General features: G+C 66.2%; 12 protein-coding genes. 4 read left to right on the top strand and 8 right to left on the bottom strand.

Translation table 11 applies throughout. The features are described 5' to 3' along the window. Positions 1 to 141 precede the first annotated feature (141 nt). On the top strand, positions 142 to 468 hold the full coding sequence (gene trxA / locus IB268_RS29975) for a thioredoxin TrxA (RefSeq protein ID WP_006218534.1): 327 nt from the start codon (positions 142 to 144) through the stop codon (positions 466 to 468). A gap of 117 nt (positions 469 to 585) precedes the next feature. Next, positions 586 to 1,845 carry a transcription termination factor Rho gene (rho, locus tag IB268_RS29970; protein ID WP_054458721.1) on the top strand — a complete coding sequence of 420 codons (1,260 nt, stop codon included), beginning with the start codon at positions 586 to 588 and terminating at the stop codon, positions 1,843 to 1,845. 109 nt (positions 1,846 to 1,954) lie between these two features. On the opposite strand, the gene IB268_RS29965 is transcribed toward rho, so the two are convergent. Continuing rightward, positions 1,955 to 5,620 (bottom strand): YhdP family protein, encoded by a 3,666-nt coding sequence (locus IB268_RS29965; protein WP_370540043.1) that lies wholly within the window; start codon positions 5,618 to 5,620, stop codon positions 1,955 to 1,957. An 82-nt stretch (positions 5,621 to 5,702) separates the two neighbouring features. Here IB268_RS29965 and glnE point away from each other — a divergent pair, with 82 nt between their 5' ends. Both glnE and IB268_RS29955 read left to right on the top strand, forming a co-directional pair. Next, on the top strand, positions 5,703 to 8,483 hold the full coding sequence (glnE, locus tag IB268_RS29960; protein ID WP_119451021.1) for a bifunctional [glutamate--ammonia ligase]-adenylyl-L-tyrosine phosphorylase/[glutamate--ammonia-ligase] adenylyltransferase: 2,781 nt from the start codon (positions 5,703 to 5,705) through the stop codon (positions 8,481 to 8,483). Positions 8,484 to 8,568: 85 nt separating this feature from the next. Then, positions 8,569 to 9,243 carry an epoxyqueuosine reductase QueH gene (locus IB268_RS29955; protein WP_054458727.1) on the top strand — a complete coding sequence of 225 codons (675 nt, stop codon included), beginning with the start codon at positions 8,569 to 8,571 and terminating at the stop codon, positions 9,241 to 9,243. Here IB268_RS29955 and IB268_RS29950 read toward each other — a convergent pair whose 3' ends face one another. The 7 genes from IB268_RS29950 to IB268_RS29920 form a co-directional block, all read right to left on the bottom strand. Then, positions 9,244 to 10,203: a helix-turn-helix domain-containing protein gene (locus IB268_RS29950; RefSeq protein WP_054458728.1), complete on the bottom strand. Its 960-nt coding sequence runs from the start codon at positions 10,201 to 10,203 to the stop codon at positions 9,244 to 9,246. A gap of 148 nt (positions 10,204 to 10,351) precedes the next feature. Then, entirely contained in the window at positions 10,352 to 10,834 is a 483-nt protein-coding gene (locus tag IB268_RS29945) for a cytochrome c (RefSeq protein WP_225590564.1), read from the bottom strand. Between the two features lie 38 nt (positions 10,835 to 10,872). Beyond that, on the bottom strand, positions 10,873 to 11,394 hold the full coding sequence (locus tag IB268_RS29940) for a methylamine dehydrogenase light chain (protein WP_054458730.1): 522 nt from the start codon (positions 11,392 to 11,394) through the stop codon (positions 10,873 to 10,875). After that, complete coding sequence (mauD, locus tag IB268_RS29935; RefSeq protein ID WP_054458732.1) at positions 11,378 to 12,016, bottom strand: methylamine dehydrogenase accessory protein MauD; 639 nt, start codon at positions 12,014 to 12,016, stop codon at positions 11,378 to 11,380. Before mauD ends, IB268_RS29940 begins: the two co-directional genes overlap by 17 nt. An 11-nt stretch (positions 12,017 to 12,027) precedes the next feature. Next, positions 12,028 to 12,585 (bottom strand): MauE/DoxX family redox-associated membrane protein, encoded by a 558-nt coding sequence (locus IB268_RS29930; RefSeq protein ID WP_192355255.1) that lies wholly within the window; start codon positions 12,583 to 12,585, stop codon positions 12,028 to 12,030. Next, positions 12,582 to 13,772, bottom strand: a complete 1,191-nt coding sequence (locus IB268_RS29925) for an amine dehydrogenase large subunit (protein ID WP_192355254.1) — start codon at positions 13,770 to 13,772, stop codon at positions 12,582 to 12,584. The genes IB268_RS29930 and IB268_RS29925 overlap by 4 nt, the downstream gene beginning before the upstream one ends. A gap of 32 nt (positions 13,773 to 13,804) precedes the next feature. Then, positions 13,805 to 14,686: a transporter gene (locus IB268_RS29920; RefSeq protein WP_054458738.1), complete on the bottom strand. Its 882-nt coding sequence runs from the start codon at positions 14,684 to 14,686 to the stop codon at positions 13,805 to 13,807. Positions 14,687 to 14,693 lie beyond the last annotated feature (7 nt).

Raw genomic sequence — 14,693 nt, 5'->3', positions numbered from 1 at the left:
TCCAGCAACTCCTGTTGTTATTAACAGTGGTATGCCTGTTGATATTGACAGTGGTATGCTTGAGTCCATCCACAAACAAGAACAACGGCGGGGCGCGTCCCTTTTTACGCGCCTTTTGCTGCCGAACCGAGAATCACCATCATGAGCGACCAAATCAAGAACGTCAGTGACGCCAGCTTCGATGCCGATGTGTTGAAATCCGGCCAGCCGGTGCTGGTGGACTACTGGGCTGCCTGGTGCGGCCCCTGCAAGATGATTGCCCCGATCCTGGAAGAAGTCGCCACGGAGTACGCTGGCCGCCTGACGATCGCCAAGCTGAACGTCGATGAAAACCAGGGTACCGCCACCAAGTACGGCATCCGCGGCATTCCCACCCTTATGCTCTTTAAAGACGGCCAAGCTGCCGCCACCAAAGTTGGCGCGCTGTCGAAGTCGCAACTGACCGCATTCCTGGACGGCGCGCTGTAAGCCGCGTGCCGTGAACGAAGGCGCCGCCCTCGGGGCGGCGCTCATTCAATACCGCGTGTGCCCGTCCGTGGCGCGCCGCCAGAACTCTCCTTCACTTTCCCCCAAAAATCCACCGCGATGCACCTCAACGAACTGAAGGCGCTGCACGTCTCGCAGCTGCTGGAAATGGCCGCCGGCCTGGAAATCGAGAACGCCAACCGCCTGCGCAAGCAGGAGCTGATGTTCGCCATCATGAAACGGCGCGCCAAGCAAGGCGAGCAGATCTTCGGCGACGGCGTCCTGGAAGTCCTGCCCGACGGCTTCGGCTTCCTGCGCTCGCCCGAGACCTCGTATCTGGCCAGCACGGACGACATCTACATCTCGCCCTCGCAGATCCGCCGCTTCAACCTGCACACCGGCGACTCGATCGAAGGTGAAGTGCGCACGCCCAAGGACGGCGAGCGCTATTTCGCCCTGGTGAAGGTGGACAAGGTCAACGGCGTGGCGCCGGAAGCGATCAAGCATCGCATCATGTTCGAAAACCTGACGCCGCTGCACCCGAACCGCAACATCCGCCTGGAACGCGACATCAAGAGCGAGGAAAACCTCACGGGCCGCATTCTTGACGTCTTCGCCCCCATCGGCATGGGCCAGCGCGGCCTGATCGTCGCCAGCCCCAAGTCCGGCAAGACGGTGATGATGCAGCACATCGCGCACGCCATCACCACCAACTACCCCGACGCGGTCATGATCGTCCTGCTGGTGGACGAACGCCCCGAGGAAGTGACCGAAATGCAGCGCACCGTGCGCGGCGAAGTGGTCGCCTCGACCTTTGACGAACCCGCCACCCGCCACGTGCAGGTCGCGGAAATGGTCATCGAGAAGGCCAAGCGCCTGGTCGAAATGAAGAAGGACGTGGTGATCCTGCTGGACTCGATCACCCGTCTGGCCCGCGCCTACAACACCGTGGTGCCGGCCTCCGGCAAGGTGCTGACCGGCGGCGTGGACGCCAACGCGCTGCAACGCCCCAAGCGCTTCTTCGGCGCGGCCCGCAACCTGGAAGAAGGCGGTTCGCTGACCATCCTGGGCACGGCGCTGATCGAAACCGGCAGCCGCATGGATGAAGTCATCTATGAAGAATTCAAGGGCACCGGCAACTCCGAAGTCCACCTCGAGCGCCGCCTGGCCGAAAAGCGCGTCTACCCGTCGATCAACCTGAACAAGTCCGGCACCCGCCGCGAAGAGCTGCTGATCGCCCCCGACCTGCTGCAGAAGGTCTGGGTGCTGCGCAAGTTCATCCACGACATGGACGAAGTCCAGTCGATGGAATTCATCCTGGACAAGATGCGCGCCACCAAGACCAACGCCGAATTCTTCGATATGATGAAGAAGAAGTAAGCTTGGTCAGAGCCTGCGGTCCGCGGCGCCCGCGCCTTGGACCCGGCCATGAAAAACGCCCTGGAGCGCGCTTGCGCCCAGGGCGTTTTTCATGGGCCGAACAGGCGGCTCACTGCCCTCCCATGAACTCCTCCAGCGTGCCAGGCTGCGGCGCCGGACGCGGGGTCTGCTTGTTGCCGGCCGGCTTGCCGGACGCGTCTATCGGCTCGATCTTGGGATCGTCCCAGCTGCCGGTGACGGCGTATTCCATGGTCATGGCCCGCGCCAGCGGCTGCTTCAGCAGCCACTGCGTCACGAAGGCTCCCAGGCCGATCAGCGGATTGACCGCCAGCGCCGTCACCATGGCCGCCCCGCTGGCGTCCAGGTTCGGAATCACCACGGCCTTCATGTCCCAGCGTTCGCGGATGATGTTGACCCCGCCGGCCAGCACGATGGTCGCCACCGGCCCGTTGATCTTGTAGCCTTCGGTCGAAGCCGTGCCGTCGGCCAGCTTGACCTTGCCGCGGATGGTGTCGAAGGGGAAGCCGTCGCGCAGCAGATTGGTGGGATTTACGTCCAGCCGCGCCAGCCGCTGCAGCGATTGCAGGGACAACAGCTCCAGCAGCCGCGCGGTGCGGGAGTTGACGTGCATGAAGCGGCCCTTGTCCAGGTTGACGTCGACCTCGCCCGTCAGGTCTTCGATCTTGTGGGTCCAGGGCAGATTGCGCCAGGTGGCCTTGCCCTGCATCGTGCCCTTGCCACCCGACACCACCTTTTCGAAGCCGATGCGGTCCAGGAACTTGCCCACGTCTTCGAACTTGACCGAAGCGTCCACGGTCAGGCCGCGGCTCTGGCCTTCCAGGTTCCAGTTGCCGGTGGCGTTGAGCGAGGCCGCGTCGTTGACGATGGACAGCTTGTCCAGGCGCCATTGGCGGCCGCGCTGCAGGTTCGTGCCCTGCACCTGGAGTTCGCCCACGTTCTTGCCGTACAGCAGGAATTCCTTGGCTTGCAGGTCGATCGCCGGGATGTCTGACAGGTCGTTGCCGGAGGACAGCGCCTCGTCGGCCTTGTTGGTGTCGCCCTCGCCGCCCAGGGACAGATGCTTCAGGCGCGCGGTGATCTGGCCGGCGATGGCGCCCGAGGCCTCGCGCCATTCGAGCGAACCCGTGGCCTGCTTGGATTGCAGATCCACGCGCCATTGGGCGGGTCCCGGCCGGGTCGCGTACAGCGTCAGGTCGTTCAGGGTAAAGCCGCCAGTCCGCAAGACACCGGCCGCCAGGCTGATGCGTTCGGCTGCGGGCAGCATGGGCTTGGGCGCGGCACGGCCCTTGCCAGCAGGCGCGCCGAAGCCGTCGGACACGCTTTCCCAGGCATCCAGGTCCAGTTCAGGCAGGCTCGCGTTCAGGCTGAATCCGCGTTCCGGCAGGCTTGCCGGACGGTTGATGCCCAGCGCGCCGCGCGCGAAGTAGGACGGCGACCCTTCGGATGGCGCCCGTTCGAACAGCGCGTTGACGGCATCTCCCAGGCTTGCGGTGAGCCAGCGCCGGTTCTGCGCTCCGCGGTCCTGCGCGGGCGACCATTGCACCTTCAGCAACTGCGAAGCCTGGGCGGCCTTGCCGACCGGAGCGGGCATGTCGATCGCCATGCCCACCAGATCGGACTCGACGGAAATGTCCACCGCGCCGCCGCGCTGATAGCCCATCTTGCCCTTGTAGGCCGCCTTGCCCGAAAAGCGCGACATGGACGGCGTGTTGCTTAATTGAGTCAGCGCCGGCCCGGCCAGCGTACCCTCGAAGCGCAAGGCGTCCGTGCTCTGCGCCAGGCGTCCGTAAATCCGCGCCGGGCCGCCCAGGAACAGGGCCCGCAAGTCCTTGGCCTCGACGCCCTTCTCCGAAAACTCCAGGTCGCCGTGCATCTGGCTGAGCAGCGGCATCTCCGGCATGAAGGTGAAGGAGTTGCCCGCGAACAGGATGTTCCCCTGGACCTGGGTGTCGTCGGTGTTCAACAGAGGCACCTTGAGCTTGAGCCCCACCCGCCAGTCGCCGGTGCCGCGCGCCTCGTCCAGCGCGCCATCCAGCAACTCGCCCAAGGGCGAGTTGGCTGCCAGCGCCAGATAGGCCGGCACGGCGCCGGACGTCTCGCCGGTCAGCAGCAGTTCGGAGTTCTCTTCCATGTTGGGAATGGTTGCGGAAACCGCCCCCAGCGTCACGGTATGTCCCGATCCGGTATGCGCGACCGCGCCGCCCGGACTGTCCAGCGCCAGGCTGACCTTGTCGATGCGGAAATTGCCGGACAGGTTCTCCAGCATCGGCCAGCCCTTGCGGCGCTCGCGCGCCGGCGCGTAGTCGACCTTGGCGCCGCTGAATGCGCCGGCGATCACGAAATCGCCCTGAGCCCCAGGCGCGCCAAAAGGAAATTCGTCGAGATCGCCCTTGAGCGTGATGGAGGCCGATTGCATTTCGCCCGCGGGCAAGCCGATGGCCAGCCATTCGCGCGCATCGGCGTTGACCTCCAGCGGCAGGTAGCGATGGATGGCGGACATGGAGCCGCGCGCCATCACGCCGTGCATGTCGACGCTGCCCGCCGCGGTCCTGCCTTCTGGCCGCCACTGCCCTTGCACGCGCACGTCGAGATCGTCGTTGACCAGTTGCAGTTGGCCTACGTCCACGAACCAGTGCTTCGCATCGGGCCCTTTGACGGCGGCATCCAGCGCCACGTCGCGCACAGCCAACGTGGGTTGCTCGAAGACGCCCGGCAAGGACAGAGTGAGCTGTTCGGCCTTGGCGCTGACCGACACCGCCGGGGCGCCAGGGCTGCGCGCCAGCGGCACGCTGTCCAGCTGCATGAAGTCGCCCGGCAAGCCCTGGACGCGGGCCTGGACGTACCCGGCCCTGAAGCCTGGAGCAGCGGTCCCTTGCGCGGTCTCGGTCCATTGCAGGCCGCGCACGGCGGCGTCCGCGGTCAGATCGGTGAACTTGCCGCGTTCCAACTGCAGCCATGCCCGCCCGCTCAGGCGGCCCGCCACCGCCGGGACCTCGAACCAAGGCTGCCAGGCCAAGGGTTCAGCGTCGTCCAGCTGTACATATAGCTGGCCGCCCCAATTGCCGGGATTCGCCGCGTTCACCGAAAACAGGCTGCGATTGAATTCGCCGCGCAGCTCGACGTTGCGCGCCAGCGCCTCGCCCGCCGCGGCCTTGAGCACGAAACGATGCGACAAACTGCCGTTGCGCGCCAGGAAGTCGACGCCCGTCAGGGTGAGCTCCGGCGCGCCGCGCAACTCGTCCTGCCAGCGTATGGTCGCGCCGCGGATGCGCAGCTCGCGTTGCGCGCCCAGCCAGCGCAGCGCTGGATGGTCCAGGTCGGAACGCTGGTCGTCGTCATTGAGATCGATGTTCTGGCCCGCGACCCATAGATGATTTTCGGGATCGCGCCGCAACAGGAGTTCGGGCCGGTCGAGCTGCAACCGCAGCAGCTTGGGCGACAGGACCAGAATGCTGCGCCAGGCCAGCACCGCCGAAACGGAAGGCAAGGACAACACCGGGTCCACCTCATCGTCGTAGACTTGGACGGAGGTGAGATCGAGTTTGGGGTTCAGGCCTTGCCAGTTCGCCTGGATGGAGCCGATGGTCACTCGGGAGCCCAGCGCCTTGCTGGCGTAGGCTTCGATCTGGGGACGCCATTGGTCCGCGCGGGGCAGAACCCAATAGCGCACGCCCAGCAGTCCGAGGGCCACGACGCAATAGACGGTCAGCACGGCCCAGAACACCCAACAGAGCACTTTTTTTGAAACAGACACGGATCGGTGGGCAGGAGAAGAGGTCTTGCAGTATCGTCCCCACTTATACCTGAAACGCGCCCATCGCGCCGCCCCTTTCGCCATGTCCACGCCCTCTACGCTTGCCCCCGCCCTCGCCTGGTCCGGCCATCTGCGCCGCCGCCTGGATGCCCACCCGGATCTGGCCGCCTGGCTGAACGATGCCGTGCGCGAACCCGTCACGCCCGCGCAGATCGCGCGCTGGCAGGCGGAGCTGGCCGGACCGCAGGCAGGCGAGACGCTACCCGTGGAGGTCTGCCGCATGGTGCTGCGCAAGCTGCGCGAACGGGTCTTCAACACACTCATCGTGCGCGACCTGACCGGCCAGGCCGATCTGGAAGAAGTCGTGGGCGCCATGACCGCGCTGGCCGACACCGCGGTGGCCGCGGCCTATCGCAGCGTGGCGGCGGACCTCGCCGCCGTGCATGGCGTGCCGCGCGATCCGGCCACCGGCCAGCCGCAGGAAATGCTGATAGTGGGCATGGGCAAGCTGGGCGGCTGCGAATTGAATGTCTCGTCCGACATCGACCTGATCATGCTGTACGGCGAAGAAGGCGAAACCGACGGTCCGCGCCGCATCAGCCATCACGAGTTCTACGGCCGCCTGACGCGGCGCATGATGCCGGTGCTGTCCGAAGTCGACGCCAACGGCCAGGTGTTCCGCACCGACCTGCGCCTGCGCCCCGACGGCGACGCCGGTCCCCTGGCCTGGAGCCTGGACGCGCTGGAGCACTACCTTATCGGCCAGGGCCGCGAATGGGAACGCTACGCCTGGCTCAAGGCCCGGCTGATCCCGGCCCAGGCCTTCGAAGGCAGCGACAGCGCCGCCCAGGCGCGCCAGCTGGAAAGCCTGCGCGTGCCGTTCGTCTATCGCAAGTATTTCGACTTCGATGCGCTCTCGGCCCTGCGCGCCCTGCGCGAACGCATCCGCCAGGATTGGCAGCGGCGCGCCAGCGCGCGCAACGGCATCGACAGCGCCAACAACATCAAGCTGGGCGATGGCGGCATCCGCGAAATCGAATTCGTGGTGCAGCTTGCCCAGTTGATCCGCGGCGGCCGCATGCCCGCGTTGCAAAAACGCGGCCTGCTGGAAGCGCTGCACGCGGAGAGCGCCGCCGGCCTGGTGCCCGAGGAAGACGCGCGCCGGCTCGAAGAGGCGTACCGCTACCTGCGCCGCACCGAGCATGCCCTGCAATACCGCGAGGACGCCCAGACCCATTTGCTGCCGGGCGACCCCGAACAACGCGCCGGATTGGCCGCAGCGCTGGGCATGAGCCCCGCTGACTTCGAAAGCACGCTGGCCGCGCACCGCCAATTCGTCTCGCAGACCTTCCGCAACGTGTTCCGGCTGGTGGGCATGGGCGACGCCGAAGTGCCGGCGCCCGCGCCCGGCGCCACCGACCCTGGGTCCGGCCCGGACGAACCAGACAGCAGCTGCGAGCTCGCCGAACAAATCAGCCAGGCCTTCGGCGACGACGCGCAGGACCTGTTGCGCCGTACCGAGACCCTGCTGGGCAGCCACCGGGTGCGCAGTCTGCCCGAGAGCAGCCGCAAGCGCATGGACGCGCTGCTGCCGGCCGCCCTGCGAGCGGCCCTGCAAACCCCAGCCCCGCTGCAAGCCACGGTGCGGCTGTTCGACCTGATCGAGAAAATCGCCCAGCGCAGCGCCTACCTGGCCCTGCTGGCCGAATACCCCGACACCCTGGCGCGCGTGGCGCGCATGGTCGCCGCCAGCCCCTGGGCCGCGCAATACCTGACCCAGCACCCTCTGCTGCTGGACAGCCTGATCGATTGGCGCACCCTGTTCGAGCCGCTGGACTTCGGCCAGATCGCGCGCCAGCTGACCGCCGACCTGGACGCCTGCCGGCTGCCCGACGGCGATCCGGACATCGAGCGCCAGATGAACCTGATGCGCGACATGCAGCGCCAGGCCAGCTTCCAATTGCTGGCGCAGGATCTGGAAGGCGAACTCACCGTGGAGAAGCTGGCCGACCAGCTGTCCGCGCTGGCCGACCTGTTGCTGACCGAAACCATCCGCCGCACCTGGCCGCTGGTCAACAAGGCCGAGGGCGCCGAACCGCGCTTCGCCGTCATCGCGTACGGCAAGCTGGGCGGCAAGGAACTGGGCTATGCCTCGGACCTGGATCTGGTGTTCCTGTTCGACGACCCGCGCGACGACGCCGCCGAGGTCTACGCAAAGCTGGGCCGGCGCATGACGTCGTGGCTCTCGACCATGACCTCTTCGGGCCGCCTGTACGAAGTCGACCTGCGCCTGCGGCCGGATGGCGACGCCGGCCTGCTGGCGGTGTCCGTGGAAGCATTCGAGCAATACCAGCACAAGCACGCCTGGGCCTGGGAACACCAGGCGCTGACCCGCGCCCGCTACGCCTCGGGCGACGCCAGCGTCGGCGCGCGTTTCGAGCAGATCCGCGCAGACATCCTGGTACTGCCACGCGACGCCGCCAAACTGCGCGAGGAAGTGCTGGCGATGCGCGAAAAGATCAATGCTGGCCACCCCAACAGCAGCCCGCTGTTCGATCTGAAGCACGACCGCGGCGGCATGGTCGACGTGGAGTTCGTCACGCAATATCTGGTGCTGTGCCATTCGGGCACGCATCCGGTGCTGGTGCGCAACCTGGGCAATATCGCCTTGCTGCGCCTGTCCGGCGAGGCGGGCCTGATTGCTCCCGAACTGGCCGCGCGCGCCGGCGACGCCTACCGCACCCTGCGCCGCGTCCAGCACCAGATGCGCCTGCAGGGGGTGGAAAAGGCGCGCGTCCCGCAGGACCAGCTGCAGGAAGAGCGCGCCGCCGTGCGCGAGCTCTGGGATGCCGTGCTGGGCTGAGCGTATTGGGGGACGGGGGCGCCCCCTTCAGCGGCAACTCAGCGTAAAATAAGGAGTTTTCCGCCTTATTTGTTTCCTGCAAGCCATGTCCGAACTCGTGCGCCCCAAACTCGACCTGCCCGCCGGCCGCCGCAAGGTGCTGATGCACTCGTGCTGCGCGCCCTGTTCCGGCGAAGTCATGGAAGCGATGACCGCCTCAGGCATCGATTACGCCATCTACTTCTACAACCCGAACATCCACCCGGTCAAAGAGTACGAAATCCGCAAGCAGGAGAACATCCGCTTCGCCGAGCAGCACGGCATCGAATTCATCGACGCCGACTACGACATGGACAACTGGTTCGACCGCGTCAAGGGCATGGAAAACGCTCCCGAACGCGGCGAGCGCTGCACGGCCTGCTTCGACATGCGCTTCGAACGCACGGCGCTCTACGCGCACGAGCATGGCTTTGACACCATCACCAGCTCGCTGGGCATTTCGCGCTGGAAGGACATGAACCAGATCAACGGCTGTGGCGAACGCGCCGCGGCGCGCTACGACGATCTGATCTACTGGACCTACAACTGGCGCAAGGGCGGCGGCTCGGCCCGCATGATCGAAATCAGCAAGCGCGAAAACTTCTACCAGCAGGAATATTGCGGCTGCGTCTATTCGCTGCGCGACACCAACCGCCATCGCCGCTCGCAGGGCCGCGAACGCATCCACATCGGCGTGAAGTTCTACGGCAAAGAAGACCTGATCAACGAGGAACAGCTCTGATCAGGACGGGCGTCCATGGCGCCGGTATTCCGACGGCGACACGCCGAAACGCTTGCGAAACGCATGGCTGAAACGCGCCGCATCTGAGAACCCGAATCTGTAGGCGATGTCGCCTATCGGCCGCGCCGCCTGAGCGGGGTCGCACAGCGTATCGCAGCAACGCTCCAGCCGCGCGCTGAGGATGAAATCGGCCGGGGTCGTGGAAGCCTGCGCGAACAGGTTGTACAAATAGCGGCGCGACATCCGGAAGGCCGCTGCAGCGGCCGCTGGCGACAGCGCCGGATCATGCAGGTTTTCAAGCATGTGCTGCTGCACCCGGCGCAATTGCGCCTGCCGCAGTTCGGCCTGGTCATGTTCGGCCTGCCCGCCTGCCCGCTCGCTGATATCCAGTCCCATCATCTGCAGCACCGCATTGGCGGCATCGCGCGAGGCGCTTTCGGACAGATGCGCGTGCTCGGTCAGCGCCACGCGCAGCAGGTCCATCGCCATGCGCCCGCACCCCTGGCGCGCGCTGAAGCTGCGCGCCACGGCATTCTGCATGAAAGACTGCCACGCCTCGAAATGCTTGCCGGGCACCTGCATGACCAGGAAGTGCGCGCCATCGTCGACGTCGACTTCGTACGGCCGGGTGGTGTCGTAGATGCTCCATTCGCCCGGCACCAGCAAGGCGCTGCGCCCCGACTGGCGGATCTCGCTGCGGCCAGCGAGCTGCAGCGTCACCTTGTAGCCGGACGACTCGGAACGGTTGGCCAGCAGCTTGCTGCGGCGCACGCGCTGGGCGCTGCTGCGCAACTCGCAGACCTGCATCCAGCCCAGCGAATCCACCGCCACGCTATTGCGGAAACGGGCCGGAAACACCGCGGACACTTCCAGGGGAACGAAGGTATCGCTGACATTTTCCTGCCAGCTTGCGCAGTCCAGGAAGTGCCTGGGCTCGCTGCGCAGAAGGGATGGGGACATGGCGACTCCGGCGTCTCGAAACGGCGTGCCTGTTTGCCTGGAACGGCCTGCCTGGCGACACAGCTACAGCGTTGAATGGAATGCTGCCTCTTTCTAGCATCGGTCGGCGCCAGGGAATATCGGTGACAACCCCTAAGTGCCTGTTCCTCTACGGTTTTCTGTCGCTGCCATAAGAATAGTCGGCCAACTGGAAGCCGAGCCGCGCCAGCGCCTGAGCCAGTCCATGACGCACCGGCACCACGTCCTCGTAGCGGCGCGGGCGGACCTGCGCGACTTCCTGTTCCGTGTACGGCCGGAAATCCGCCGGCAACTGCGCCGGGCTGAATTCCCGCACCACCCAGTTCAGCACGGCCGCGAGTTCGGCATTGCTGAGCTGCGATTGCGCGGCGCCCGGCACGCGGACCAGATACTCGCGGCCCTGCGGCAGATGCACGAACGCGCCCACCGAATTGCGGAAATCAGGAATGCCGTGGCGGCCGCTGCCACGGCCGTCCACGCGATGGCAGCCCGCGCATTGCAGCACGTAGTCGGCGCGGACGGCCAAACGCAGCCTGTCGGCGTCGGCGGCGTCAGCGGCCGCCTGCTCTGCGGCGGCCGTCCGGCCCACGCAGAGCAGGACGGCGGCGCACAACCCGCGCCACCCGCGCCATGGCGGTCGCCCTTCTGGCCTCATGATTTCGGCTTCGGCTTGGCCAGGCCCACGATCACCGAGGTCGTGCAGTGGAAGATGGAGGACTCGTTGGACATGCACCAGTTCACGTCGTTGTGCAGGAACATCTGATAGCCGGGCCGCTCGCGCTCGGCGGATGCGCACATGCATTTGCCGCAAGCAGCCTTGCCGCAGCAATCGTTGTAGCTGATCAGGTAGTCCTTGCCGTCCAGCGGATTGTGGCAGGTGCCAACCCACGACACGGCCGAAGGCGAGGTGCCAGGCGGGCAGGACGTCATGCTGCCGCCGCAGCATGAACACAGAAAGCCGTCCACCGCGCAATAGCGCCAGTAGTCGCACGCCGTGTCGTCCATCTGCGGTTTCTTGGGATCAGCGGGCGCTGACCGCGCCACCGGCAGCACCGGCATGAGGAATGCCGTTCCGACCAGCGCCCGGCCGATGCGGTTGAGCACGCTGCGCCGGGAAGTGGTGTGCGCAACCGAGCGCGCGGCGCGCTCCGCGAGTTTATCCAGCCATTGCATTGCCGCTCTCCTTGCGGGAAATCCGGGTTTCTTCCAACGCGCCGGCGGCCAGGAATTCCTGCACCGAAGCCACGCCCAGCTCCTTCGCGGTGAACAGGCTTTCGAGCTGTTCGCGCGAGTTGATCAGGCCCTTGGCGCGCAAGGTTCCGGTTTCATCGATCAGCACGGCATAGGGCAGCTTGCTGATCTGGAACTTCATGCCCAGTTCGGTCGACAGCAAGTACGGAAAACGCTCCAGGCCCGCCTGCTTGTAGAACGCCAGGTGCTCGGGCATTTCGCCATCGCTGGCCAGCACGATGCGCAGCCAGGCGCTTTCCGTGCTGGCCACCGACTTGAGGATAGGCAGCAGCTTCTTGCAAACCGGGCAGGTCGGGGAAAGAAAGAACAGCAGCTGGCTGTGCTGGCCGCGTTCGCCGATGACGATACGGCGACCCAGCAGATCCGGCAGTTCGAAGCGCGGAGCGGGCTCGCCCACGCCAGGGCCCTTGTCCATCGTCAGCGCCCCCATCGGCGCCACGCGCTCGTACAGCACGCCGATCTGCCGCGACAGCGCCAGGATGACCAGCACCAGGCAGAGCACCACGCCCCACAACAGAAAATTGGAAATGATCAAGGCATCCATGTGAGTTTCCTTCAGAGATTGCGCAATTTGAGATGGGAGGCCAACAGGTGATTGGCGGTGAAGTACAGGCCCACGGCAGCCATCGCCAGGCCGAAGACGGCGGCGGAGTCGGCCCACTGCAGACCGCGCGATTGGCCCGCCGCGGAGATCAGCGCGGGCGCAGTCCACAGCGCCAGCGCCGCGTTGCGCAGCACCAGCCACCACGACAGCCCGCCACGCTGCGCGCCGCGCCCCGGCCTGCCGGCGGCGGGGCCGCCGCAGCCGCAATCGATGTCGCGATGCCCGCGCAGCAGATTGAAGGCCAGCGCCAGCGTCGCCGCCGCCAACACCAGCAGCGCCAGTTGCGCGCCCGCCGCCTGTCGTGCCGGCGCCAGCAGCAAGGCGCCGGACAGCGCTTCGCCCAGCACGAAGAGCCACGCGAACGCGCCGCTCCACCCCGCCGGCAGGATACGGTAGGCCGACACGATAGCGGCGAAGCCCGCCATGTCCCTCAACTTTTCCAGCGCCCCCAGGAGCAGCACGCAGGCCAGCGCCGCGCTCGCGGCATACAGCAGCACGGGATCGTTCATCGCGCACCTCGCGGTTGCGGTTCGACCTGCAGCGCGGTTTCGCCGGCGGCCTGGATCGTGCCCTTGAGGACCGGCGCGGCCGGCGCGGCGTCGTAGACGTTCACGTTGCCGCCGTCGATCGTGTACAGGCGCGGCTGGTCGTCCTGCGAGACCGACATCGACAAGGCATTCTGGCCCGGCACCCGCGCCACCCGCTTGTGCGTGGCCAGGTCGTAGACCCAGATCTCGGCGGCCGGCGTCTTGTGCGAGCCCTCGGCGCCGTTGGGATGCATGCCCACATACAGCCGCTTGGCGGCCTTGTTGATGGCCAGCAGGTTGTAGCCGCCAGGGCGCCAGCCCTGGTCCTTGCCCGACGCGTCCAGCAGGGACCAGGGTTTGCCGACAGCCGCGTCCTTGCCGCTGAAGTCGGCGCTGTAGACATTGCCGTTGTAGGACACGAAGTAGTAGGTGTCGCCCAGGTTCTCGGTGTGCGTGAAGATGGGGTCCTTTTCGGGATCGAACATGGGCTGGCTGCGCTGCTGCCCCGCCGGCTTGCCGGCCTGGTCCAGGTCCACGGTAAGCAGCGCGCCGTCGCCGCAGATGCTGGCGAAGCTGCGCGGGCGCGACGGCAGCACGATGATGCTCCAGCACCCTGCCGCCGCGGTGACCTCGTCCGCGAACTGGCGCGTCGTCAGGTTCACCACCGTGACCGAGGACGCGGGCGTAGCGTTCTGCACGAACAGCAGTTCCCCGTCCGTGCTCTGCTGCAGATAGTTGCGGTAATTCAGCGCCTGGGCGCGTTTCTGCGGGATCGGCACCTCGTACTTGGGCGTGAGCGTTTCGGCGTCCCAGGCCTCCACCACGTCGGTACGCTTGCCGCGGTTCAAGCGCTCGTAGTAGGTCGTCATGACGTAGATGTCCTTGCCGTCCGCGGACACGGTCATGTGGCCGTTGAATGACGCGGGCACCATGCCCAGGAACTTGAAGGAGTCGCCGTCATAGATGTTGACCCGGCTGTCGACCAGGTGATTGAAGACGGCATCCATCACGTACAGCCGGTGCGGCGTGGCCGGCGGCAGGCGGGTGCCGCCCTTGAGCTCTTCCACGGGCAGATCCGCCCGGGCTAGCCCCGCCGACGCCGCCAGGACGGCGCATAGCGCCCACCGTCCGGCCCGCGATGCGCATGTTCTGGCGCTAGGCGCGTTCATCGATATTCTCCTGGTCTCATGGTCCGGTTCTCCTAGAACGCATAGACGTAGCGCAACTGCACGCCACGCATCCGCGGTCCGTTCTCGACCTTCAGGTCGTGGATGTACTGCATCTGAATCTGGTTGGCGTCGTTGATCTGATGCGTCAGTTCGACGGCCAGCTGGTGATTGCGCGCCCGCGTGGCGACGGTCTCGCCGGACGAGGTTTCCTTGCCGCCAGTCTCGTAGCGGTAACGGATGCCGGTGTAGGTATCGGGCGTCAGGTTGGTCGAAGCCAGCGCGAAGAAACGGAACGAGGGATCCTTCTTCAGCGTCTGCCCATACCAGTCCGTATTGCGGCCGTAGATCTCCACCTCGGCGATGGCTTCGAGATAGGTGGATTCGCCGAAGCCCTGCACGAACGCGAAATCCTGGATGGTGGACCAGCGGTTCTTGCCCGGAGACACGTCGGGACGCGAACCGTCATAACGGCCCACCGGCGCCACCACAAAGGGCTCCCAGGCGAACCAGGTCTTGGTCTGCTCGTTGTTGTACAGCCAGATGGCCGACCCGAGCGTCACGTCGCCGATGCCGGTCTGGTGGTCGCCGGGCGCGCCCGGCAGGTCCAGCGAGGTCCGGTACATCGGCACGATGAATTCGAGCTGCATCGTCTTGCCGTAGAAGTCGCGATAGTGCATCTGGCGGTACACCAGCGCATTCACGTCGACGGACGCGCCGTCCACCCGCTGCCCCTCGGCATACAAGCCCGAGGATCGCAATCCCGCCAGATACCCGGCGATGATATTGGTGCCCACCGGCGCGGGTATCCAATCCCGCGCGCTGGGGTCTCCTGCCCATGCCGCCTGCGACGCTGCCGCGCACGCGAGCAACAGCGTGGCCCGTCGGCGGCCCCGGCTACCTGTCCTGCCTGCCATGTCTTCC

It is taken from the genome of Achromobacter sp. ACM01 (assembly GCF_014851745.1).
Lineage (GTDB): Bacteria > Pseudomonadota > Gammaproteobacteria > Burkholderiales > Burkholderiaceae_B > Achromobacter > Achromobacter aegrifaciens.
Note: the sequence above shows the minus strand (reverse complement) of the source record. Positions and strands in the feature narration are given on the sequence as shown.

Coding starts and splice junctions, on each gene's coding strand:
- trxA (WP_006218534.1), top strand. CDS start 142: ATGAGCGACCAAATCAAGAACGTCAGTGACGCCAGCTTCGATGCCGAT.
- rho (WP_054458721.1), top strand. CDS start 586: ATGCACCTCAACGAACTGAAGGCGCTGCACGTCTCGCAGCTGCTGGAA.
- glnE (WP_119451021.1), top strand. CDS start 5,703: ATGTCCACGCCCTCTACGCTTGCCCCCGCCCTCGCCTGGTCCGGCCAT.
- IB268_RS29955 (WP_054458727.1), top strand. CDS start 8,569: ATGTCCGAACTCGTGCGCCCCAAACTCGACCTGCCCGCCGGCCGCCGC.
- IB268_RS29950 (WP_054458728.1), bottom strand. CDS start 10,203: ATGTCCCCATCCCTTCTGCGCAGCGAGCCCAGGCACTTCCTGGACTGC.
- IB268_RS29940 (WP_054458730.1), bottom strand. CDS start 11,394: ATGCAATGGCTGGATAAACTCGCGGAGCGCGCCGCGCGCTCGGTTGCG.
- mauD (WP_054458732.1), bottom strand. CDS start 12,016: ATGGATGCCTTGATCATTTCCAATTTTCTGTTGTGGGGCGTGGTGCTC.
- IB268_RS29930 (WP_192355255.1), bottom strand. CDS start 12,585: ATGAACGATCCCGTGCTGCTGTATGCCGCGAGCGCGGCGCTGGCCTGC.
- IB268_RS29925 (WP_192355254.1), bottom strand. CDS start 13,772: ATGAACGCGCCTAGCGCCAGAACATGCGCATCGCGGGCCGGACGGTGG.
- IB268_RS29920 (WP_054458738.1), bottom strand. CDS start 14,686: ATGGCAGGCAGGACAGGTAGCCGGGGCCGCCGACGGGCCACGCTGTTG.